At 50.2% G+C, this 20,157-nt stretch carries 23 protein-coding genes; 18 read left to right on the top strand and 5 right to left on the bottom strand.

Annotated features, from left to right (window positions below):
- Positions 1-354 precede the first annotated feature (354 nt).
- Together ACFQ2T_RS12910 and ACFQ2T_RS12915 are read left to right on the top strand one after the other, a co-directional pair.
- Positions 355-936, top strand: a complete 582-nt coding sequence (locus ACFQ2T_RS12910) for a hypothetical protein (RefSeq protein WP_379035058.1) — start codon at positions 355-357, stop codon at positions 934-936.
- A 119-nt stretch (positions 937-1,055) separates the two neighbouring features.
- Positions 1,056-2,231, top strand: coding sequence for a GNAT family N-acetyltransferase (locus ACFQ2T_RS12915; protein WP_379035060.1), 1,176 nt, complete (start codon positions 1,056-1,058; stop codon positions 2,229-2,231).
- Here ACFQ2T_RS12915 and ACFQ2T_RS12920 read toward each other — a convergent pair whose 3' ends face one another.
- Positions 2,232-2,927: an SDR family oxidoreductase gene (locus ACFQ2T_RS12920; protein WP_379035062.1), complete on the bottom strand. Its 696-nt coding sequence runs from the start codon at positions 2,925-2,927 to the stop codon at positions 2,232-2,234.
- Between the two features lie 183 nt (positions 2,928-3,110).
- Here ACFQ2T_RS12920 and ACFQ2T_RS12925 point away from each other — a divergent pair, with 183 nt between their 5' ends.
- From ACFQ2T_RS12925 to ACFQ2T_RS12945, 5 genes are all read left to right on the top strand, one after another.
- The gene (locus ACFQ2T_RS12925) at positions 3,111-4,139 is read left to right on the top strand and encodes a TIGR03790 family protein (protein ID WP_379035064.1); all 1,029 of its coding nucleotides are present in this window, start codon (positions 3,111-3,113) and stop codon (positions 4,137-4,139) included.
- Positions 4,140-4,219: 80 nt separating this feature from the next.
- Positions 4,220-5,518, top strand: coding sequence for a phosphate regulon sensor histidine kinase PhoR (gene phoR, locus ACFQ2T_RS12930; protein ID WP_379035066.1), 1,299 nt, complete (start codon positions 4,220-4,222; stop codon positions 5,516-5,518).
- The gene (locus ACFQ2T_RS12935; protein ID WP_379035068.1) at positions 5,515-6,255 is read left to right on the top strand and encodes a hypothetical protein; all 741 of its coding nucleotides are present in this window, start codon (positions 5,515-5,517) and stop codon (positions 6,253-6,255) included. The genes phoR and ACFQ2T_RS12935 overlap by 4 nt, the downstream gene beginning before the upstream one ends.
- A gap of 9 nt (positions 6,256-6,264) precedes the next feature.
- Entirely contained in the window at positions 6,265-7,422 is a 1,158-nt protein-coding gene (locus ACFQ2T_RS12940) for a JmjC domain-containing protein (RefSeq protein ID WP_379035070.1), read from the top strand.
- A gap of 209 nt (positions 7,423-7,631) precedes the next feature.
- Positions 7,632-7,850 carry a hypothetical protein gene (locus tag ACFQ2T_RS12945; RefSeq protein WP_055827555.1) on the top strand — a complete coding sequence of 73 codons (219 nt, stop codon included), beginning with the start codon at positions 7,632-7,634 and terminating at the stop codon, positions 7,848-7,850.
- Positions 7,851-7,935: 85 nt separating this feature from the next.
- On the opposite strand, the gene tpiA is transcribed toward ACFQ2T_RS12945, so the two are convergent.
- Positions 7,936-8,718 carry a triose-phosphate isomerase gene (gene tpiA, locus ACFQ2T_RS12950; protein ID WP_379035072.1) on the bottom strand — a complete coding sequence of 261 codons (783 nt, stop codon included), beginning with the start codon at positions 8,716-8,718 and terminating at the stop codon, positions 7,936-7,938.
- Positions 8,719-8,782: 64 nt separating this feature from the next.
- Here tpiA and ybeY point away from each other — a divergent pair, with 64 nt between their 5' ends.
- From ybeY to ACFQ2T_RS12985, 7 genes are all read left to right on the top strand, one after another.
- On the top strand, positions 8,783-9,217 hold the full coding sequence (gene ybeY / locus ACFQ2T_RS12955; RefSeq protein WP_379035074.1) for an rRNA maturation RNase YbeY: 435 nt from the start codon (positions 8,783-8,785) through the stop codon (positions 9,215-9,217).
- Between the two features lie 38 nt (positions 9,218-9,255).
- Positions 9,256-10,053: a segregation and condensation protein A gene (locus ACFQ2T_RS12960; protein WP_379035076.1), complete on the top strand. Its 798-nt coding sequence runs from the start codon at positions 9,256-9,258 to the stop codon at positions 10,051-10,053.
- On the top strand, positions 10,053-10,601 hold the full coding sequence (gene scpB / locus ACFQ2T_RS12965; RefSeq protein WP_379035078.1) for an SMC-Scp complex subunit ScpB: 549 nt from the start codon (positions 10,053-10,055) through the stop codon (positions 10,599-10,601). Before ACFQ2T_RS12960 ends, scpB begins: the two co-directional genes overlap by 1 nt.
- 7 nt (positions 10,602-10,608) lie before the next feature.
- Positions 10,609-10,956 carry a winged helix-turn-helix domain-containing protein gene (locus ACFQ2T_RS12970; RefSeq protein ID WP_379035080.1) on the top strand — a complete coding sequence of 116 codons (348 nt, stop codon included), beginning with the start codon at positions 10,609-10,611 and terminating at the stop codon, positions 10,954-10,956.
- Between the two features lie 107 nt (positions 10,957-11,063).
- Entirely contained in the window at positions 11,064-11,840 is a 777-nt protein-coding gene (gene modA / locus ACFQ2T_RS12975) for a molybdate ABC transporter substrate-binding protein (RefSeq protein WP_379035082.1), read from the top strand.
- 24 nt (positions 11,841-11,864) lie between these two features.
- Positions 11,865-12,554, top strand: a complete 690-nt coding sequence (modB, locus tag ACFQ2T_RS12980; RefSeq protein ID WP_379035084.1) for a molybdate ABC transporter permease subunit — start codon at positions 11,865-11,867, stop codon at positions 12,552-12,554.
- Positions 12,518-13,219, top strand: coding sequence for an ATP-binding cassette domain-containing protein (locus ACFQ2T_RS12985; protein WP_379035086.1), 702 nt, complete (start codon positions 12,518-12,520; stop codon positions 13,217-13,219). The genes modB and ACFQ2T_RS12985 overlap by 37 nt, the downstream gene beginning before the upstream one ends.
- Positions 13,220-13,358: 139 nt before the next feature.
- On the opposite strand, the gene ACFQ2T_RS12990 is transcribed toward ACFQ2T_RS12985, so the two are convergent.
- The 3 genes from ACFQ2T_RS12990 to nadB all read right to left on the bottom strand — a co-directional run bounded on the left by ACFQ2T_RS12990 (position 13,359) and on the right by nadB (position 15,982).
- Entirely contained in the window at positions 13,359-13,838 is a 480-nt protein-coding gene (locus ACFQ2T_RS12990) for an FKBP-type peptidyl-prolyl cis-trans isomerase (protein ID WP_055827529.1), read from the bottom strand.
- 61 nt (positions 13,839-13,899) lie between these two features.
- Positions 13,900-14,310, bottom strand: coding sequence for a thermonuclease family protein (locus tag ACFQ2T_RS12995; protein WP_379035088.1), 411 nt, complete (start codon positions 14,308-14,310; stop codon positions 13,900-13,902).
- A 64-nt stretch (positions 14,311-14,374) separates the two neighbouring features.
- Positions 14,375-15,982 (bottom strand): L-aspartate oxidase, encoded by a 1,608-nt coding sequence (gene nadB / locus ACFQ2T_RS13000; RefSeq protein ID WP_379035090.1) that lies wholly within the window; start codon positions 15,980-15,982, stop codon positions 14,375-14,377.
- 208 nt (positions 15,983-16,190) lie between these two features.
- Between nadB and rpoE the strand changes: the two genes are divergently transcribed.
- The 4 genes from rpoE to ACFQ2T_RS13020 all read left to right on the top strand — a co-directional run bounded on the left by rpoE (position 16,191) and on the right by ACFQ2T_RS13020 (position 20,070).
- A complete protein-coding gene (gene rpoE / locus ACFQ2T_RS13005) occupies positions 16,191-16,820 on the top strand; it encodes an RNA polymerase sigma factor RpoE (protein ID WP_379035184.1) in 630 nt (209 codons plus the stop codon).
- Positions 16,821-16,921: 101 nt separating this feature from the next.
- Entirely contained in the window at positions 16,922-17,383 is a 462-nt protein-coding gene (locus tag ACFQ2T_RS13010) for a sigma-E factor negative regulatory protein (protein ID WP_379035093.1), read from the top strand.
- A 17-nt stretch (positions 17,384-17,400) separates the two neighbouring features.
- Positions 17,401-18,354 carry a MucB/RseB C-terminal domain-containing protein gene (locus ACFQ2T_RS13015; protein WP_379035095.1) on the top strand — a complete coding sequence of 318 codons (954 nt, stop codon included), beginning with the start codon at positions 17,401-17,403 and terminating at the stop codon, positions 18,352-18,354.
- 291 nt (positions 18,355-18,645) lie between these two features.
- Positions 18,646-20,070 (top strand): DegQ family serine endoprotease, encoded by a 1,425-nt coding sequence (locus ACFQ2T_RS13020; RefSeq protein WP_379035097.1) that lies wholly within the window; start codon positions 18,646-18,648, stop codon positions 20,068-20,070.
- The last annotated feature ends 87 nt before the right edge of the window (positions 20,071-20,157 follow it).

The raw sequence follows: 20,157 nt of genomic DNA on the forward strand, positions 1-20,157 counted from the left end.
GGGGACTAAACTTATTAGCTGGCATTATACTCCAAGCAGTAGAGAGCATGAAATGGGTCGGTTACAAATTGGTTACAAATAGCGATTGCGATGAAATATTACATTTACAATCCTTAGGCATCATGAGTGCCGGTTTACACAGAAAGGTGGCTTGAAAAGCGCTATTTTGTGTTAAAACTGTTGATGTGCTTGCTACAGTTGCGTTATGGTATGCAGCCTGACTTTTTTGCAGTCAGCCGGCATTTTTAAAAGTGATCTTTATTAAGCCTAACAATGCTTTGGTGATAGATAAAGATTCAATGTTATGTATAGGTGTGGATGTTTAGAGCGATAAAACATTTAAATGAGGTTTTCTTGCTAACAACGACCATGTTGCTAGCATTGCCTGCCTTTGCCGATCTTAAGTTGCCTATCCGGTTAACAGATAACCGTGTCATGGACAACGAAGAGTCCGGGCTTACCAAAACCCTGGAACATAACTTCAGCCCTGAAGACCGTGCGCGCTTGCGCAAGGCGCTTACCGAGTATGCCCGTAACACCGATCCAGACCATCAGTTGATGTTACAAAAGCGTAAAGCCATGCATGACAGCATTTCGCAGCGCTTTAACGAGTGTAATCGTGATAATGACGAAACGCTGGACAGGGAAGAGGCGACGTTGTGTCTGCCGCAGGTGGCACGACATTTCTCTTATGTCGATCTCGATGGCGATGGGGTCATCACCCTGGAAGAGCTTGAAAGCGCATATGCCAAAATGACAGAGCGCCAGCGCGAAGCAGAATCCAAGACTGAAGCACAGCAAGCAGCAGCGGCCGATGCAGATATCGATGCCAAACTCAAAAACAAGCCAAAATCAAACCCATCTGTCATTCCTGCCAGCAGTTCCGTAAACTCATCCGGTAAAGAAGCTTCTGGTCCTCGCAAGCGCCCCAGTTGATTTTTTGGATGGCATTTCAGTATGGTATGGATACGATACTGACATAGCAGTGGTTCAAAATTCTGAACTGATCTTGCATACACTCCCACTGTCTCTATATAGCATGGTATAAATTCATCATGCCTCTCAGCCAATTATCTTTTAACTGGACCCGTGGACTTCAGGATATCTCACCTGCCGCCTGGCAAGCTTTGGCCGGGCAACACCCGATGCTGGATTACAGGTTTCTGCATGCGTTTGAGACTTCGGCTTCAGTTGACCACCAGAGCGGATGGATTCCCTATCACCTGATGGTATTCGATGGCGAGCAACTGGTTGCCGCGGCACCTTGCTATATTAAAACCCACTCGTACGGTGAGTATGTGTTTGACTGGTCCTGGGCAGATGCATACGAGCAGGCAGGAGGTAAGTATTATCCCAAGCTGATTACCGCCATTCCCTTTTCTCCCGTCACCGGCCCGCGTTTGCTAGTACACCCGAACTATGCCGAGCCTGAAGAACTTGCGGCAGCGATGTTGCAAGAAATGCGTACTCTCTGTGAACAGCATGGGTTATCAGGCACGCATGTTCTGTTTCCTGACGCATTATCAGCAGCGCATTGTGCCGCAGAAAAATGGCTACGTCGCGATGGCGTCCAGTTTCGCTGGGAAAACCAAGGCTACGCGGACTGGGAAGCTTTTATGGCAGTGCTCAGTCGTGACAAGCGTAAAAAAATCCGCCAGGAACGAAACAAAGTGACGCAACAGGGCGTGTCATGCCGTGTGGTCAACGGAGATCAACTCACTGCTGCTGAAGTGGACTTATTCTATCAATGCTATAGCAACACTTATCACAGGCACGGTAGCCAGCCGTATCTAACCAGAACATTTTTTGAACACATAGTCCGTGACATGCCTGACAATGTGTTGCTGTTTATTGCGACCCAAGCGGGAGAGGATATTGCTGCTAGCCTGTGCATATTAGGAGCGGAGTCGTTATATGGCCGCTACTGGGGCAGTCTGCGTGATATTTCCTGCCTGCATTTTGAATTGTGTTATTACCAGCCACAGGCTTTTTGTATCGCGCAAGGCATACGTTATTTTGAAGGCGGCGCGCAAGGCGTGCATAAACTGGCGCGTGGCTTTGTGCCCTATACCACTTGTTCCTACCACTGGTTAGCGCACGAAGATTTTCACCAAAGCGTCGCGCGCTTTTTATCCAGGGAAGAAACCGCCATGCAGCATTATGTGAACGAACTGGAAGAGCGCAGTCCTTACAAGGTTATGCCGGAATCAATCAGCAATCGACCTGGATAATCACCATGGCACCGGTTTGCCATCGTAGGCAATAAACTCACCTGATTGGGCCAGGCTCAGGCCATCTATCACTTTACGCAGGCCTGCCACACTGGTTTCCGTATTGATTAATCCATTCGGGCCGCCCATATCAGTGCGCACCCAACCAGGATGTAATAAAGCAACGGCAATATTGAATGGTTGCAGGTCAAGCGCCAGGCTTTTTACCACCATATTGAGTGCCGTTTTCGTGCTGCGGTAAATGTATTCACCGCCACTGCCGTTATCAGCAATGCTACCCATTTTGCTGGTCATCGCAATCACCTTGCCTTGCGCCGCGCGTTGCAAGTGAGTCAAGAATGCTTCTGCCAGATAGTAGGTGGTGAGTGTATTGACCTGGAAAGCGTGCAGCCACTCTTGCGGGTCAGTAGTGCCTAAGCGGCTTGGCGGGTAGATGCCTGCATTGCTGATCAGGATATCAATGGTCACTTCAGATAGCTGTGTTGACAAGGCACGGATAGCGGCGATATCAGCAACATCCAGCGACAGTAGCTGCACTTGAGCATGCCTTGCCGCCAGCGATTGTAGTTCATCAGCCCTGGCAACATCACGCACGGTTGCATACACCGTATACCCTGCCTGCGCATATTGCCTGACGTATTCGAGTCCGATACCACGGTTGGCGCCGGTAATCAAAATGGTTTGAGAAGTAGTCATTGCATGCATCTCCTTAAATCAATGTCTCTGATACCCAACCTAATCTGGGATATGATTGAATTTTACGCGGTTTCATTTGCCTGAACTGTATATTTATAACGATCAATGGAGTGGCTGTTATTCATGCGTTTTAACAGAAGAATAGGTGTTCTCAGTTTTGGGCTGTGTTTGATTTGTGTATTAATGGTGAGCGAAGTTCTGGCAGGTGCTACAGATATCAGCCGGCAATTACGTCCCAGGCCATCCTTGCTCAAGCCCGATGATGTCGCGGTGATCTACAATGCGAATGATGCACTCAGTGAAGAAGTCGCCCGTTATTATTTGCAGGCGCGCCAGGTGCCTGCTGAAAACCTGATAGGCGTGGAATTGCCACGGCAAACCAAAGATGTCCTCTCCGTCGCAGAATTTGAGTCACTGAAAAGCCAGATTGAAGCCAAGCTCGGCAACCAGCAGGTGTTGCTGCTGGTATGGAAAACACCGTTTGCCGTGCAGTGCAACAGCCTGACAGGCGCGCTGACTTTGGGCCTGGATCTCGAACAGTGTAAAAAAACCTGTGATCCTGGCCGTGATAGTGCTTATTTCAATAGTTCGTCACTGCACCCCTGGGCAGACCATCATATCCGCCTCTCCATGTTGCTGCCGGTGACCAGTGTCGATGCCGCGAAGGCATTGATTGATCGCGGTACGTTGAGTGAATTCAGCCTGAATGAAGGCAATGGCTATTTCCTTAAAACAAAAGATGCTGCCCGCTCCAAACCACGAGAGCCGTTTTTCCCGCCGGATGGCATGACGGTCAAATCCAAACGGTTAACGTTACATACGCTAAACCAGGAAGCACTTGAGAAGGCCCAGGCAGTCATGTTTTATTTTACCGGCCAGGCAAACGTTGATTACCTGCTGACCAATAGTTACCTGCCAGGCGCCATCGCAGATCATCTGACTTCTACAGGCGGCATGCTGACCAGCAGTTACCAGATGCCTGCCACGCGCTGGCTCGATGCTGGCGTCACCGGCAGCTATGGCACGGTGTCAGAACCATGTAATTACTGGCAAAAATTCCCTAATCCGCAAGTGGTGATGGCGCATTACCTGGCAGGCGAAACCCTGATCGAGTCTTACTGGAAAAGCGTGAAGTGGCCGATGCAAGGCTTGTTTGTTGGCGAGCCTCTGGCCAAGCCGTATGTCAGAAGTGCACCCGTGACTCCTGAGTAATCCACGCCTTCGCAGTCGCGTCACAATCCTGCCCCGGATGTGTCGTATAATCCCAGCCATCTGTATTTTGGGTGTTGCCTGTGCAAGATATTCGTTGGAAAGCGTTCTGGCTACTGGTTTTCTGGGCGTTCTGCTGCCTCATTCTTGGCTGGACAACCAGTGCGGAGACCGCGTGGCTGGTTTACACCACCGGCATTATTGCCTACCTGGCCGGGCATCTTTACTGGATGCACAGGCTTTATCAGTGGTCACTAAAACCCGGACTGAATTTCATGCCCAATGGTAAAGGCATCTGGGAAGACATCTTCGCCAACCTTTACCAGGAAATGCGCAGGCACTCACGTAGCCAGAGCCAGCTTAGCAGCACGCTGGAAAGATTACGCCACGCGACCAGTGCATTGCCGGATGGCGTGGTGGTGCTCAATCAACGCAACGAAATCGAATGGTTTAATGAACCGGCAGTGCAACGTTTAGGCCTCAAGCGTCAGCATGATGAAAATCAGCCCATCTATTATTTACTGCGTCAGGCTGAATTTGTGCAGTATTTGCAGAACGAAGATTACAGTGAGCCGCTGAAACTCAAATCCTGGCGCAGCCCGGATGTCTCGCTGGAATTGCAGATTATTCCTTTTGCGAGCAAGCAGCGCTTACTGATTTGCCGGGATATCTCGGCCATTGAAAAAACCGAAATCATGCGCAGGGATTTTATTGCCAATGTGTCGCATGAATTACGCACACCGTTGACGGTGGTGGGTGGTTTCCTGGAAACTATCAGCGATATGCAAGGCGAAGTCTCGCCTGACATTCAACCTTATTTCGACATGATGCAATCGCAGACCACCCGGATGCGGCGCATTATTGAAGACTTGCTGACATTATCCAGCCTGGAAAATAATGTCACGCTCAAGGATGAAACCGATATTGCGATGGAACCGATGCTTAACCAGTTGCTGAAGGATGCCAAAGCACTGAGCCAGGGCGAGCACACCATTACATTACATATGGATGCCAAGGTGAATATTCGCGGCAGCTATAATGAATTACTAAGCGCCATGAGTAACCTGACCAGTAACGCAGTGCGTTATACGCCGGAACATGGCAAGATAGATATTTTCTGGCAGATGCAGGATGAACAGGTGATTTTCAGTGTGCAGGATACCGGCATAGGCATTGAGTCTCAGCACTTGCCCAGGCTGACCGAACGTTTTTACCGGGTAGATAGCGGGCGTAGCCGTGATACCGGTGGCACCGGCCTTGGCCTGTCGATTGTGAAGCATATCCTGCATCATCATCAGGCTATCCTGAAAGTTGAAAGTGAGCCGGGTGAAGGCAGCCGTTTCAGTATTGTTTTTCCAGCGCAAAGGGTGCTTGTGGCATGAAATGGCGGGTCTGCAGCTGGATAAGCATATTGTTGCTTGCAGCCTGTAGCACCAACCCGAGTGGCGGCTATGTGGATTCGCCAAATGGCAAGCCATTGCCGATCCGGCAGGACCGTAATGCCCTGCATCAGTTAGTGAAAAGTGATAGTGACCGGCTGGCGGATATTGAATATGCCGAGAATGAGGCCAGTCTGCGCCTGCTGATGCTCAAGCTATACAAAAGAAACCCTGCCGAAGCACACAAATCTGGATTAGGCTCGCCAGACAAGATTGCTACCCAGGTATTTGACCAGGTGGCTACGCATCAGTGGAAATTTGAGGCGCTGGGCGGTGCGCAGGATACCGCGGCGATTAAACTGGCGTTAAATCCTCAATTCAGTGGTGACCGCGTGTTGGCCCTGGTTGTTGGCATACAATCCATGCTATACCGTGCGCACGGTAATAAATCCGCTTTCTTCCTGATGGATAGTATAGAGCCGCAAAATTTGTACAATGCCGCACGCAATGTTGAAATCGCCGTCTGGAAACTGGGCACCGCCAAAAATGCGCGCGGTGAGCTATTGCTGCTGACCAACAGCATGCAGGCGGATGGCCAGAACCTGAGTTTTGAGCGCGAGTTTACAAAACTGGTTACGCGGACTGATTTACTGGCATTGATGCTGGCGGAAAAATCGCAGCGCTTTATTTCCCGGTTAACGCAAAGCATTACCACGACGCCTTTCCTCCCTTTTAGATAAACATTATTCATGCAACAAGCTCTGACTTTACTCAATGGCCTGACCCCGGCGCAATTCATGGCGGAATACTGGCAAAAAAAACCATTGCTTATCCGTGGCGCCATCCCCGGTTTCAAAGGTTTGCTGACGCCAGATGAACTGGCTGGCTTGGCCTGCGAAACAGAAGTGCCGTCACGTCTTATACAGTTTGATCCTGCCCAGGCGCAGGAAGGCGCAGGCTGGCAAGTGACACAAGGCCCTTTTGATGAGGATGACTTTTCAGCGTTACCGCCGCAACACTGGACGCTACTGGTGCAAGGCTTGAATCACCTGGTGCCCGAAGCACAAGCCTTGCTAAACCACTTCAATTTTATTCCCACTGCCAGGCTGGATGATGTGATGGCCAGTTATGCACCGACCGGCGGCGGCGTAGGGCCGCATATAGACAGTTATGATGTGTTTCTTTTGCAGGGGGCAGGCAAGCGCCGCTGGTCTATCAGCCAGCAAGATGACTTACGTCTGATTCCAGATGCCCCGTTGCGCATCCTTTCACATTTTGTCAGTGAGCAGGAGTGGGTGCTGGAAGCCGGCGATATGCTGTACCTCCCACCCAGCGTTGCCCACTGGGGTGTGTCTGAAGATGATGACTGTATGACTTATTCCATCGGCTTTCGCGCACCGGCGGCCCGGGAGCTGGCAGTGGAGTTTCTTGATGCCTGCAGGCAAGAGAGTTTGCCTGACGAGCTATACCAGGATCCTGAATTACAACCAGTCGCCGATGCTGCGCAGATTGACCAGGCAATGGTGGGTCGGGTCAGTGGCATGCTGCAACGATTAACCTGGCAGCCGGAAGCGTTGGGGCCATTTCTGGCGCGCTACTTCACTGAGCCAAAAAACTATGTCGTTTTTACACCAAATCGAAAGCTTAGCCTGGCGAAGTTTACCGATGCGGTTCGTGATAGCGGCGTTTCACTAGACTTGCAAACGCAAATGTTGCACTGGCAAGGGCAGTATTTTATCAATGGCGAAATTGTTCATGTCAGTGAGGATAGCGCGCGTATACTCAATATTCTCGCTAACCAGCGACAATTGAGTAAATCACTTTTTAAAGCCGGGAGTGACACCCATTTAATGCCCTGGTTGCGTGAGATGTACCTTGTGGGTTACTTGCATTTGAGTGAAATGTGAGCTTGGCAGCGCTGATTTGAACCATTTATGACCTATTTTTGTCTAAAAATGCAGAGTTGTTGTTCTTACACAAAAAAATCCTGTGTTTTTAATTGCACTTACATTCTTTTTTTAATAAATTACTGATACAATTTTTCTACTCGGCGGGTTCTTGCATTGAGAATTGTGCCGTACACAAAATTTTGCTCATACATACTAAGGAAATAAAGATGACACGTTCTGCATTGTTGGCTGCATTGTTGGCTTTGGCTTTGACCGCTTGTGGTGAAAAACCAGCTGAAGAGGCTCCTGCTGTTGAGGCTCCTGCTGCTGAAGCTCCAGCTGCTGAAACTCCAGCTGCTGAAACTCCAGTTGAAGCTGCTCCTGCTGAAGCTGCTCCTGCTGAAGCTGCACCAGCTGAAGCTGCTCCTGCTGAAGAAGCTAAGTAATTCAGACAGTTGTAATCTGGATTACCTGGTTATAAAAAAGCCGACGCAAGTCGGCTTTTTTGTTGCCTGCAATTCTTGCTGCTGATCAAGCCGCTGTTTTCAATTCGGTTAATTTATTCGCTATCTGGCATATCCTGATAAAGTCTTCTGCAATCAACGAAGCACCACCAATCAGGCCACCATCTACATCCGGCATACTCAATAGCTGAGCTGCATTGCCGGGGTTCACGCTGCCGCCATAAAGCAAATCAATCTTTTCTGCAACCTGCTCATCGAGCAAGCCTATATGGCCGCGGATAAATGACAAGATCGCCTGCACGTGCTGTGGCGTGGCTGCTTTGCCAGATCCAATCGCCCATACCGGTTCATAGGCAATCACGCCCTGGGAGAGTGCCTCAATGCCGACATGCGCAATCACCGGATTTAACTGGCGCACGACCACCAGGTCGGTTTCACCCTGTTCATATTCCTCCAGCGTTTCACCTATACACAAGATAGGCGTGAGCCCGGCTTTGATTGCCGCTTCAAACCGTTCGCCACAGCTTTCATCGCTATCATGGCCGCGTTGCCTGCGTTCTGAATGGCCAATGATCACATAGGTACAACCAAATTCTTTCAGCATCACCGGAGAAACCGAGCCGGTGTAAGCACCTTTTTCAAAACGGCTCATGTTTTGCCCACCCCAGGCGATATGGCTGTTTTGCAGGATGTGTTGCGCCTGGTATAGGTACGGATGTGGTGGGCACACGGCGTAGCGCGCATGGTGATGCTGCGTTTGCTGCAACAGGCTTTGCATAAATTGATGATTGTCCGGTACGCTGCCATGCATTTTACGGTTGGCAACCACCAGTTTCGACCGATTCGACATCCCACGGTTTCCTTAAAGGGTTTTCTTCTTATAATGACGGATATTTTTCAGAAAACTTGACCGTATGCCGCAATTAGATTTTTCCCTGCAACTGGCTTCAGAAGAAAATAACCTGCCAACTGAAGCAGAATTCAGGCGCTGGGTGCGTGCCGCTTTACGTGTGGATACCAGTGTCACCATCCGTATTGTCGATGCCGGGGAAGGGCGCCTGTTAAATGCAACTTACCGCGGCAAAGATTATGCAACCAATGTGCTGACTTTTCCATTAACCGAAGAGCCGCAACTGATGGGCGATATTGTGATCTGTGCGCCGGTGGTGGTGAAGGAAGCAAGCGAGCAGGGGAAAACACTGCTGGCGCATTATGCGCATATGACGGTACACGGTGTATTACACCTGCACGGTTATGACCATGAAGTCGATGCGCAAGCCGATTTGATGGAGGCTATGGAAACGGCAGTCATGCAGAAACTGGGCTTCGGCAACCCTTACGCCGAATAGCCTTTAATCCGCGCGCGCAAATCGTTACAATCCCCAGTATGGATATCCAGGAACACAGCCCGGTCAAAATCAAAGGCGAAACGCTCTCCGAGCTGCCGCAGGATTTGTATATCCCGCCGGATGCGCTGGAAGTTTACCTGGATACCTTTGAAGGTCCGCTGGATTTATTGCTCTACCTGATCCGCAAGCATAACCTGGATATCCTTGATATCCAGATGGCGCAGCTGACTGTGCAATATATGGCTTACGTCGAAAAGATGAAGGCGATCAAGCTGGAGCTGGCCGCAGATTACCTCTTAATGGCCGCCATGCTGATAGAGATCAAGTCACGCATGCTGTTGCCAAAGCCGACCGAAGTGGAAGAAGAGGATGACCCGCGTGCGGAACTGGTCAGGCGCCTGATGGAATACGAAGCGATCAAGCTGGCTGCGCAACGGCTGGATGCCATGCCTAAAGTAGGTGAGGAGATTGATATAGCGGCCGCTTACTACCAGCATGTCAGCCAGGTCAAACCACCGGAAGTCAGCCTTGATGACCTGGTAGATGCCTGGCGCAATGTGCTCAAACGCGCCAAATTGAACCAGCATCACAAGCTGGGCCGCGCCGAACTGTCGGTACGCGAGCATATGAGCTTGTTATTGCGGCGCTTGAGCACGGCCAACGTGCTGCGCTTTGATGAATTGTTTGACCTGGAAACAGATGGCATCCCCAAATTGGTCGTGAGTTTCCTGGCCATGCTGGAACTGGCAAAAGAAGGCTTGATACGTATTACGCAACAGGAGGCGTTCGGCACCATTTATGTCCAGGCGCATGCATATGACGAAGGGACTTCTTGATGCGTGACCCGGATAATATCCAGGAAATGAAGCAGATTCTGGAAGCGGCCTTGCTCACTTCGCCGCAAGCACTGGCACTGGAAGATCTGCTTAAGCTGTTTGCGGGGCGCATGGAGCGGCCTACGCTGCGCATGCTGCTGGATGAGTTGAAAACAGATTGGCTGGATAGAACGCTTGACCTGGTCCAGGTGGCAAGTGGTTACCGTTTCCAGGCCAAGCCGGAATACAGCGAATATCTTTCCCGCCTGAATCCGGAACGGCAGCCGAAATATTCGCGCGCAGTCATGGAAACCCTGGCCATTATCGCCTACCGCCAGCCGGTCACCAGGGGCGATATCGAACAGATTCGCGGCGTGGCTGTTAACCCTAACGTGATCCGCCAGTTACAGGAGCGTGACTGGATAGACGTGGTCGGACAACGCGAAGTGCCAGGAAGGCCATCGTTATATGCAACCACCAAACATTTTCTGGACGACCTGAATTTACGTTCACTGGCGGAACTGCCGCCATTTGAAGCGTTTGCCCAGACTGAAATCCCGCTGGAATAATTGATCGATGTCGTCCACCTTACTCAAAATCCGGATTAACCATGACGGCAATACCGCGCTTGGGCCGGGGAAGATTGAGCTGTTGCAGATGATAGAGCAACATGGTTCTATTTCCGCCGCAGCCAAACAAATGCAGATGTCTTACCGCCGTGCCTGGGAGCTGGTGGATGTGATGAATCGCTGTTTTGACCAGGTGGTGGTGGTGAGTACGACCGGCGGTACCCACGGTGGCGGGGCGCAAGTGACGGAGTTTGGCAAATCGCTGGTAGAAGCTTATCAGCAGATTTTGCAGAAATCGGCCCAGGCCGCAATGGATGAGCTGGACCTGATCACAAAACATTTGAAAAAAACGTAATTTTTTTGGTTCTCGTAATGCATGCATGGATATAACGATGGTAGCATGACTGTTTTTGACAAGTGATTGCTAGCATCGCTTATTAATCTTTTTTGGGGATAGGAAACATGAAGCAATGGGGTGGGCGATATTTGTCTTATGTGGGCGTTTTTGTCGGCCTGTGTTTGATCAGCGCATTGGCCCAAGCGGAAGAAGGCAAGGTCAAGGTATTTGCTGCGGCCAGCCTCACAGATGTGATGAACGTTCTCGCCAAGCAATATAGCCAACAATCCGGCGTGCAGATCGTGCCGGTATATGGCGGATCCGGCACCCTGGCCAAACAACTGGAACAAGGTGCGCCGGGAGACTTATTTATTTCTGCCGATGAAAAGTGGATGCAATACCTGAAAGACAAGCAACTGGTGCAAACCGCGACTATCAAGCCCTGGCTAAGTAACCGCCTTGTGCTGATCACCCCCTTAGCCAAACCGTTAAATATCAAGACCGAGGCAGCTGTAGATGTGAACCAGCAGGCGCCTGGTTACTGGTGTACCGGTGATACACTGTCAGTGCCGGTTGGCATCTACGCCAAACAATCATTGACCAGTTTAGGCTGGTGGGAAAAGCTCAAGAACCGCCTGGTAAGCACACAGGATGTGCGCGCCACCTTGAATCTGGTGGAGCGCGATGAGTGCGATGTCGGCATCGTGTATGCCAGTGATGCGCAATCTTCCAGCAAGGTGAAACTGGCTGGCGAGTTTGCGGAGAACAGCCATGTGCAGATTATCTATCCTATGGCTGTGTTGCCGCAGGCTTCCTCAGCGACCACCGCTTTTTATCAGTATCTGCAGACACCTGAAGCCAAAAAATTACTAGGCTCATATGGGTTCAAACCACTGGATTAAACTGTTGTTACCTTTCTAGTTCGTATGTGGACCTTATCACCTGCCGAAATCGCCATCGTGCTGCTTTCCTTGAAAGTGGCCTTTTGGTGCGTGGTCATTTTGCTATTACCCGCCATGCTGATGGCCTGGCTGTTAGTCAAAAAACGTTTCTGGGGACAATCGCTGCTGGATGCACTGGTGCATTTGCCTATGGTATTGCCGCCGGTGGTGTTGGGCTATATGTTGCTGGTACTGCTAGGGCGCCGGGGCTGGATAGGCGCGTGGTTGTTTGAGCAATTCCATATCCAGTTCACTTTTCACTGGTGGGGCGCCGTGATTGCCTCGGCGGTGATGGCATTTCCATTGATGGTACGCGCTATCCGCCAAGCCTTGTATCAGGTTAACCCGCTTCTGGAGCAAGCCGCACAAACGCTGGGTGCTTCGCCGATAAAAGTATTTTTTACCATCACGCTGCCTTTGTCCTATCACGGTTTGCTGACCGGCGCGATTCTGGCATTTAGCCGTAGCCTGGGCGAGTTTGGCGCCACCATTACCTTTGCCGGTAACCTTGAAGGTGAAACCCGCACCTTGCCACTGGCTATTTATAGCCTGACGCAAACGCCAGAAGGTGACGCCGCGGCGCTCAGGCTGGTGATCCTCAGTGTGCTGGTGTCGGTGTTTGCTCTGCTTGCCAGCCAATGGCTGGAAAGACGGCTGATCAGGAGCCAGCGCTGATGCTGCAGGTCGATATCCAGATCAGGCAGCCGTATGCAGTCGCGGCGACAGAGCCTGCTTTTGCGTTGCAAGCAAAGTTTGATTTAAAGCCTGGTCATTGCCTGGGGATTATGGGCGCATCCGGTTCCGGCAAGACGACTTTGCTGCACAGCCTGGCCGGGCTGTTAATGCCAGCTTCCGGCGTCATTCAAAGCCATCAATATGTCTGGTTTGATTCAAAGCAGGGCATTCAACTACCGCCCTGGCAACGGCAAGTCGGCATTGTTTTTCAGGATGGGCGGTTGTTCCCGCATATGAATGTGCAACAGAATCTGGTGTATGGCATGCCCAAAGGGACAGTCCCTATTTCATTGCAGGAAGTGGTTACTGTGCTGGATATCGGTACTTTGTTGCAGCGCAAGCCCAGCCAGTTATCCGGCGGTGAGAAACAAAGGGTAGCGATCGGCCGCGCTTTGCTCAGCCAGCCTGGCGTATTGCTGATGGATGAACCATTAAGCGGACTGGATGAAACGCTTAAGCAGCAGGTGCTGCCTTATATCAGGAAAGTGATCACCACATTTGGCCTGCCAACCTTGTATGTCAGCCATGTGCGGGATGAGGTGGCGGAAATCGCCGATGAGGTATTGCAATTGACGCAAGGGCAATTGCGCCAGCCGGTTACTTAAGGAAACGCGGAGTTAAGTGATAGCGCGAGATGAAGTGCAGAACCCTCGTAACGGCGAAACCGGGATGCGGCAAGGTTACGAGGCTTTGTTTGGAAAGGTCCGCGCAACGCAGTAATTCGCTCGCGCAGACACTTAATACTTAGTGGTGATGACCACCGGCACCATGCACATGCTGGTGTTCGATCTCTTCTTTATTGGCTGAACGTACATCTTTGATCGTTGCAGTAAACAACAGGCGCTGACCTGCCCACGGATGATTGCCATCCACAACTACTTTGCCATCGGCGATATCGGTAATCGTGTACAAAATCACATCGCCGGTTTCGTCTTCACCTTCGAATTGCATGCCGACTTTTAATTCCTCAGCCGGAAAAGCGCTGGCTTGTTCGATTTGCACCAGGCCATCGTCGTATTCACCAAAACCATCTTCCGGGTCCAGGCTGACTTCAATCACATCACCGACGTTTTTGCCATGCATGGCCTCTTCAACCTTAGGGAAAATATTGTCGTAACCGCCATGCAGGTAAGCAACCGGTTGCTGGCTTTCCTCCAGTGTTTCGCCATCAGTATTTTGTAGTTTGTAAGTCATGCTGACTACGGTGTTCATTGCTACTTGCATGTGAATGTCCTAAGTTATTCGGTAATAAAGCATTATTCTAAAGGATATTGGCAGGATATTGTCATTCCGGGTGCCGATAATGTTGACCAAAATGCTTGCGCCAAACCCAGGGTGGGGTAGGGTTGGGTTGTTGCCAGATGCCCAATGCCTGTTGTCGTGCCTGCGCTTGCAATGACGCTAATTCTGCGCGGGTTGAGTAACGGTTGTTAAACCAGGCCATCCCTTGAGCAACCTGGTATTGGCTGGCATCTATGTTGTTACAGGATAGGTGACCCAGGGTGCGACCGTAAAGGTCTGTGCCGGTTGCCTGAACGGCAATCTTGCCATTGCAGAGTGCCATCAGGCTACGCTTCGCCTGTTTGCCATACGTTTGTTGTGATTCGGGCGCGTCAATATCCAGCAGACGCAGCCGATAAGTATTTCCCTGGTCGCGGATAATCACGGTGTCGCCATCCAGCACTTTTTGTAGCACGGGTTCTCCATGAGAGCAAATGCTGATCAGGCTTAGCGCTAGTAACAGCCAGGGTGTTGGCATATTAATCCAGCAGGCTAGTGTAGTTTTCCGGCGCTAATACAGTGGGAATCGCCTCAGGCAGCAAGTCCGGGTAGTCTTTGCTGTAATGCAGACCACGGCTTTCCTCGCGCTCAATGGCGCAGCGGACGATCAGCTCGGCCACCTGCAACAGGTTACGCAGTTCGATCAGGTCATGGCTGACCTTGAAGTTGCTGTAAAACTCGTGCACTTCATCACGCAGCATATGGATGCGGTGTAATGCGCGGCTAAGCCGTTTATTGGTGCGCACAATGCCAACGTAGTTCCACATAAACCGCCGTAACTCATCCCAGGTATGGGTGATCAGCACTTCTTCATCGGCATCGGTGACGCGGCTTTCATCCCAGTCAGGCAGGGAAATGGTAGGCTGCTGGCCGGAGGCCTGTATATCTTGGGCACAGCTTTCGCTAAATGCCAGGCATTCCAACAATGAGTTGCTGGCCAAGCGGTTGGCGCCATGCAGGCCGGTGCATGCGGTCTCGCCTATCGCATACAGGCAGTCGATATCGGTGCGGCCATGCATATCGGTCATCACGCCGCCGCAGGTGTAGTGGGCGGCAGGCACGACGGGAATTGGCTGTTTGCTGATATCTATGCCCAATTGCAAACAGCGCTTGTAAATATTGGGGAAATGCGACTTGATAAATTCCAGTGGTTTGTGGCTGATATCCAGGTAAACGCAATCCAGCCCGCGTTTCTTCATTTCAAAGTCAATCGCGCGTGCGACGACATCGCGTGGTGCCAGTTCTGCCCGCTCATCATGCAGGTGCATAAAGCGTGTGCCATCCGGTAGCTTCAGCAAACCTCCTTCGCCACGCAGAACTTCTGAAATGAGGAACGATTTGGCATGCGGGTGGTATAAACAGGTCGGGTGAAACTGTACAAACTCCATATTGGCAACCCGGCAACCGGCGCGCCACGCCATGGCAATGCCGTCACCAGTGCTGATGTCAGGATTGGTGGTGTAAAGGTAAACCTTGCCTGCGCCGCCGGTGGCCATCACCGTATATTGTGCCGAAAGCGTTGTGACATGGCCGGTCTGGCTATTCAATACATAAGCACCCAGGCAACGATTAGGCCCATCGCTGACGGTCTGCTGGAACAATTTGTGCGTGGTGATCAGGTCTACCGCAATATGGTGTTCAAGAACAGTGATGTTTGGATGTTCACGCACGCGGTCGGTAAGCGTTGTTTGCACTGCCTGGCCGGTGGCATCTGCCACATGCACTATCCGCCTGTGGCTGTGGCCACCTTCGCGGGTCAGGTGCAAATCTTCTTCGGCGTCGCGTGTGAAATTCACGCCTTGCTGCAATAGCCATTCAATGCTGGCACGGGCATTATTGACCACCATGCGAGTGACTTCGCTATCACATAATCCCGCACCTGCATCCAGGGTATCCTGAATATGCGCTTCCAAGGAATCTTCACTATTATGCACTGCCGCGATGCCGCCTTGCGCCCAATTGCTGGCACTCAAGGATAGCTCGCGTTTGCTGAGGATACAGATGCGGTAATTTTCTGCCAGGCGCAAGGCGAGAGATTGTCCCGCCAATCCACTGCCAATGATCAATATATCAAAGACTTTATTCATGTGTTGTTAAATCTGTGGAACTTTGCGGATAAGACAATGTCGGAATGATGTCTGTATTGCATGTTGCATTTGGCAGGCGAAAATAAGGGATGAGACGATGTTAAACACAACAAAATTAGAGGCGTTAACACGCACCGGGTTCGTCGATAACAATACAAAAGCGTATACTACTCCCAATCAGAAAATTACCCAAGGGAGTCATCGCGATATGACTGTTCAGGCGGCAAACGCCAAACAGATAGAGAATAGAGAGTTTGACCAGTTGCTGGTTGAACGTGCCCAGCAGGGCGATAAACGCGCATTCGGATTGCTGGTGGAGAAGTACAACCGCAAGCTTGGGCGTCTATTGTCGCGCATGATCCGCGACCAGGCAGAAGTCGAGGATGTGGTTCAGGAATCCTTTATTAAAGCCTATCGCGCTTTGCATAGTTTTCGTGGCGACAGTGCTTTCTATACATGGTTGTATCGTATAGGCATCAACACTGCGAAGAACTACCTTGTATCCATGGGGCGCAAGCCACAAGTGATGCAGGACATTGAAATTGAAGATGTAGAGAATTTTGATGAGGGCCAGGACATGCGTACGATGGAGACGCCTGAAACTTCCCTCATGACTAAAGAAATCGCTCAAACTGTGAACGATGCTATTGGTGCATTGCCAGAAGAGTTGCGTACGGCCATTACCTTGCGCGAACTTGAAGGCTTGAGTTATGAAGACATTGCCACGGTCATGCAATGTCCGATTGGTACAGTACGTTCACGTATTTTTCGTGCACGTGAAACCATTGCTGCAAAACTAAGACCATTGCTGGACACACCAAATCATAAACGTTGGTAAATCAGTCCATTTTGATGCAATTATTATTTTGAATTTATAGGTGTTATGACAAATAATTTGTTAAGTGCTAACATAAAAACATTGATTGATTTGGGGTTATTATGAAGCAGCAATTGTCCGCTTTAATTGACGGCGAAGCCGATATTGAACGCTGTGAACATATCTTCCTCGCAGCCAAGTCTACGGGAGAGGTAGCGCAGGCCTGGCAGGATTATCACATCATCCGTGATGTAATCCGCGAAGAGCATTGGGTGCAGCCTGATATGACAAACCGTATCATGGCTGCGTTGAATGATGAGCCTGTGGTTCTGGCACCGCAGCAACCTGCAACCAACACTGTAACGCAGCTACGCCCGCGACCGAGTAAATACATCTGGTCAATCGCGGCATCTGTAGCAGCCGCTTTTTTTGTCGGTATGTTTGTGCTCAACCAGCCAGCTGCGGTTGAAACGGTACAGATTGCTGATAGCGAAACTGATCAGTATGTCATGGCGCATCATAACTATTCCCCAAATAGTGCGACTTACTACATCCACAATGTAACTTACAACGCCGGCGAATAAATTTAACTGTGATTGGTATGTCTGTGCAGGGTGTAATTCGTGTGTTGTTCGCGTTTGTGCTCTGTCAGCAGGCATGGGCAGAAGAAGATTTATGGCCCGCCATGCAGAAAACTGCTTCTGCAGCCAGGGAGCTTAATTACCAGGGTTTGTTTATCTATCACAACGGAGCGATTATTCGCTCCGTTCAAATTACCCACATCAATGAAGGCGGGCGTGAATTTACCCGCAATGTCGTATTAGATGGTCGCCCGCGTGAAGTATTCAGTGAAGGCGATGATATTGTTATTTTTAATGCTAAAAATGACAAAGTAGTGATTGAAAAACGCCGTGGCCAGAACCTGTTCCCGGCCATGTTACCTACCCAGCTCCAACCCCTCAAGCAAAACTACAAACTTAAATTTATCGGCCAGGAGCGTATCGCCGGACGGTTGGCGCAAGTGATCGATATGATCCCGAATGATAATCTGCGCTACCAGTACCGCGTCTGGTCCGATAGCGAATATGGCTTGCTGCTTAAAATGAGTATGCTGGATACGCAGGGACATACTCTGGAACAAATCGGTTTCAACCAGGTTTCCATGCTGCAAACCAAAGACCTGGATTGGTTCCAGCCTAAGATTGATGCTTCCAAACCGTATGTGATGGATGACACTACCGATTTGACCCATGTGGAAAATAATCTGGTGATCGCTAACCTGCCTGCCGGATATAAAAAAGTAGACCAGATCCGGCTGCACGTGCCCGGCCGGGCAGTACCGGTGCAGCAGTTAATCTTTTCCGATGGCCTGGCTTCGGTGTCTCTGTTTGTCGAACCTGTGATTAAAGGCATGCAGCCCCGCATAGGTAAGAAAAATATGGGTTCTACCAATGTATATGCCCATGTTTTAAACGGGTATCAACTCGTGGTAGTAGGCGAAGTGCCCGCGCAAACCGTTGAACAAATTGCGCAGCAGGTGACTTTTAAGAAGTAATCAACCTCGATGATTTCTACCTATCCAGCTTGCTGTACCCACTTCCAGAATCATTTTCATCTCTGATATATCCTCAATTCATGACAAATTCCTCAAATCAATCGATATTGGATGGATCAGTAGCGTCTGACGTATTGTTGTGGAGTGATTGTCAAACCAAGCCTATTTGTTTTTGTGCGTTTAGTCACCATATGAAAAAGTGTTTTAACAGTGACCAATTTTTCTTTTTGGCTGTTATGAGTAAGTTTTTAAAAATATTGAAATTTAATTGATTAAATAATAGGAAGAATCATGATGAAGCAATGGATTTCTGCAGTGTTTCTGACATGCACCATGTCAGTAAGTATGTTTGTGATGCCGGCGCAGGCCAAGGATTTGCCTGACTTCACTGAGCTGGCAGAAAAACAAGGACCTACAGTGGTTAATATCAGCATTACCTCGGTAGTTCATGGTGGCGGTGGCATGGGTTTTCCAGGTATGCCAAATGATGAAAACTTGCAAGAGCTGCTGCGTCGTTTTGGAATCCCAGGAATGCCGGGCCTGCCAGGACAAGAAGGCGGGCAGGATTATAAAACCCAGTCATTGGGTTCTGGGTTTATCATCAGCAGCGACGGCTATATTCTGACCAATGCGCATGTAGTGAGTGAAGCCGATGAAGTGCTGGTGAAGTTGTCTGACAAGCGCGAATTCAAGGCAAAAATCATAGGTGCCGACAAGCGTACCGATGTGGCGCTGATTAAAATTGAAGCAACTGGTTTGCCTAAAGTGGTAGTGGGCGATCCAACCACGTTGAAAGTAGGCGAGTGGGTAGCAGCCATCGGTTCCCCGTTTGGCCTGGAAAATACCATGACCGCCGGTATTGTCAGTGCCAAAGGTCGTGCCTTGCCACAGGAGAATTATGTGCCATTTATCCAGACCGATGTTGCGATTAATCCTGGTAACTCAGGCGGTCCGCTGTTTAACCTGCGCGGTGAAGTGGTTGGTGTGAACTCACAGATTTACAGCAAAAGCGGTGGCTCCATGGGTTTGTCATTCAGTATCCCGATTGATGTTGCCATTGATATTTCCAACCAGTTAAAAGCAACCGGCCGTATTTCCCGTGGCTGGTTAGGCATTGGTATCCAGGAAGTGACTAAAGATCTGGCGGATTCTTTTGGCCTGAAACAAACCAGTGGCGCATTGATTGCAGGGGTTGAGAAAAACAGCCCGGCAGATAAAGGTGGCCTCGAAGTCGGCGATATCATCCTCAAATTTGATGGCAAGCCGATTGTGACTTCCGGTGATTTGCCACGCGTGGTGGCTTCTATCAAGCCAGGTAAAGTAGTGCCGGTGGAAATCGTGCGTAAAGGTGCCAGCAAAACCTTGCAACTGGGCGTGGGTGAAATGCCAAACGAGCAAGCGGAGGCACCTGCTTCGAGCAAAGAACCTTCCAAGCCGGAAGCGAATAAAATCGGTTTGACCTTGCGTGAACTGACGCCACAACAAAAGAAAAAGCTGAATGGCAAAAACGGCCTGCTAGTGGTTGAAAGCGTGGGTGCAGCTGCCCAGGCCGGCATTCGCCGTGGCGACGTGATCCTGGGTCTGAACAACAATGAAAGCCAAAGTGTGGACCTGTTCAATAAGCAGATCAACGCTGTCGCTGCCGGAAAAACGGTGGCGGTGCTGGTGCTCAGAGGCGAGAATACTTTGTATGTCCCGATCAAGGTCAGCAAGTAAGGGCCTGTTTTAAAGCGCCGTGCAGCTAAGGCGTTTTAAAATAAATCCCTGATAAATAGGCGTTTGCTGTAAAATGCCAGCAAATTC

It is taken from the genome of Methylophilus flavus (assembly GCF_042678905.1).
Taxonomy (GTDB): Bacteria; Pseudomonadota; Gammaproteobacteria; order Burkholderiales; family Methylophilaceae; genus Methylophilus; species Methylophilus flavus.

Bases quoted from the DNA above. Each gene is read 5' to 3' on its own strand.
- ACFQ2T_RS12915 (WP_379035060.1), top strand. From the start codon at position 1,056: ATGCCTCTCAGCCAATTATCTTTTAACTGGACCCGTGGACTTCAGGAT.
- ACFQ2T_RS12920 (WP_379035062.1), bottom strand. From the start codon at position 2,927: ATGACTACTTCTCAAACCATTTTGATTACCGGCGCCAACCGTGGTATC.
- ACFQ2T_RS12925 (WP_379035064.1), top strand. From the start codon at position 3,111: ATGGTGAGCGAAGTTCTGGCAGGTGCTACAGATATCAGCCGGCAATTA.
- ACFQ2T_RS12935 (WP_379035068.1), top strand. From the start codon at position 5,515: ATGAAATGGCGGGTCTGCAGCTGGATAAGCATATTGTTGCTTGCAGCC.
- ACFQ2T_RS12940 (WP_379035070.1), top strand. From the start codon at position 6,265: ATGCAACAAGCTCTGACTTTACTCAATGGCCTGACCCCGGCGCAATTC.
- ACFQ2T_RS12945 (WP_055827555.1), top strand. From the start codon at position 7,632: ATGACACGTTCTGCATTGTTGGCTGCATTGTTGGCTTTGGCTTTGACC.
- tpiA (WP_379035072.1), bottom strand. From the start codon at position 8,718: ATGTCGAATCGGTCGAAACTGGTGGTTGCCAACCGTAAAATGCATGGC.
- ybeY (WP_379035074.1), top strand. From the start codon at position 8,783: ATGCCGCAATTAGATTTTTCCCTGCAACTGGCTTCAGAAGAAAATAAC.
- ACFQ2T_RS12960 (WP_379035076.1), top strand. From the start codon at position 9,256: ATGGATATCCAGGAACACAGCCCGGTCAAAATCAAAGGCGAAACGCTC.
- scpB (WP_379035078.1), top strand. From the start codon at position 10,053: ATGCGTGACCCGGATAATATCCAGGAAATGAAGCAGATTCTGGAAGCG.
- ACFQ2T_RS12970 (WP_379035080.1), top strand. From the start codon at position 10,609: ATGTCGTCCACCTTACTCAAAATCCGGATTAACCATGACGGCAATACC.
- modA (WP_379035082.1), top strand. From the start codon at position 11,064: ATGAAGCAATGGGGTGGGCGATATTTGTCTTATGTGGGCGTTTTTGTC.
- modB (WP_379035084.1), top strand. From the start codon at position 11,865: ATGTGGACCTTATCACCTGCCGAAATCGCCATCGTGCTGCTTTCCTTG.
- ACFQ2T_RS12985 (WP_379035086.1), top strand. From the start codon at position 12,518: ATGGCTGGAAAGACGGCTGATCAGGAGCCAGCGCTGATGCTGCAGGTC.
- ACFQ2T_RS12990 (WP_055827529.1), bottom strand. From the start codon at position 13,838: ATGCAAGTAGCAATGAACACCGTAGTCAGCATGACTTACAAACTACAA.
- nadB (WP_379035090.1), bottom strand. From the start codon at position 15,982: ATGAATAAAGTCTTTGATATATTGATCATTGGCAGTGGATTGGCGGGA.
- rpoE (WP_379035184.1), top strand. From the start codon at position 16,191: ATGACTGTTCAGGCGGCAAACGCCAAACAGATAGAGAATAGAGAGTTT.
- ACFQ2T_RS13010 (WP_379035093.1), top strand. From the start codon at position 16,922: ATGAAGCAGCAATTGTCCGCTTTAATTGACGGCGAAGCCGATATTGAA.
- ACFQ2T_RS13015 (WP_379035095.1), top strand. From the start codon at position 17,401: ATGTCTGTGCAGGGTGTAATTCGTGTGTTGTTCGCGTTTGTGCTCTGT.
- ACFQ2T_RS13020 (WP_379035097.1), top strand. From the start codon at position 18,646: ATGATGAAGCAATGGATTTCTGCAGTGTTTCTGACATGCACCATGTCA.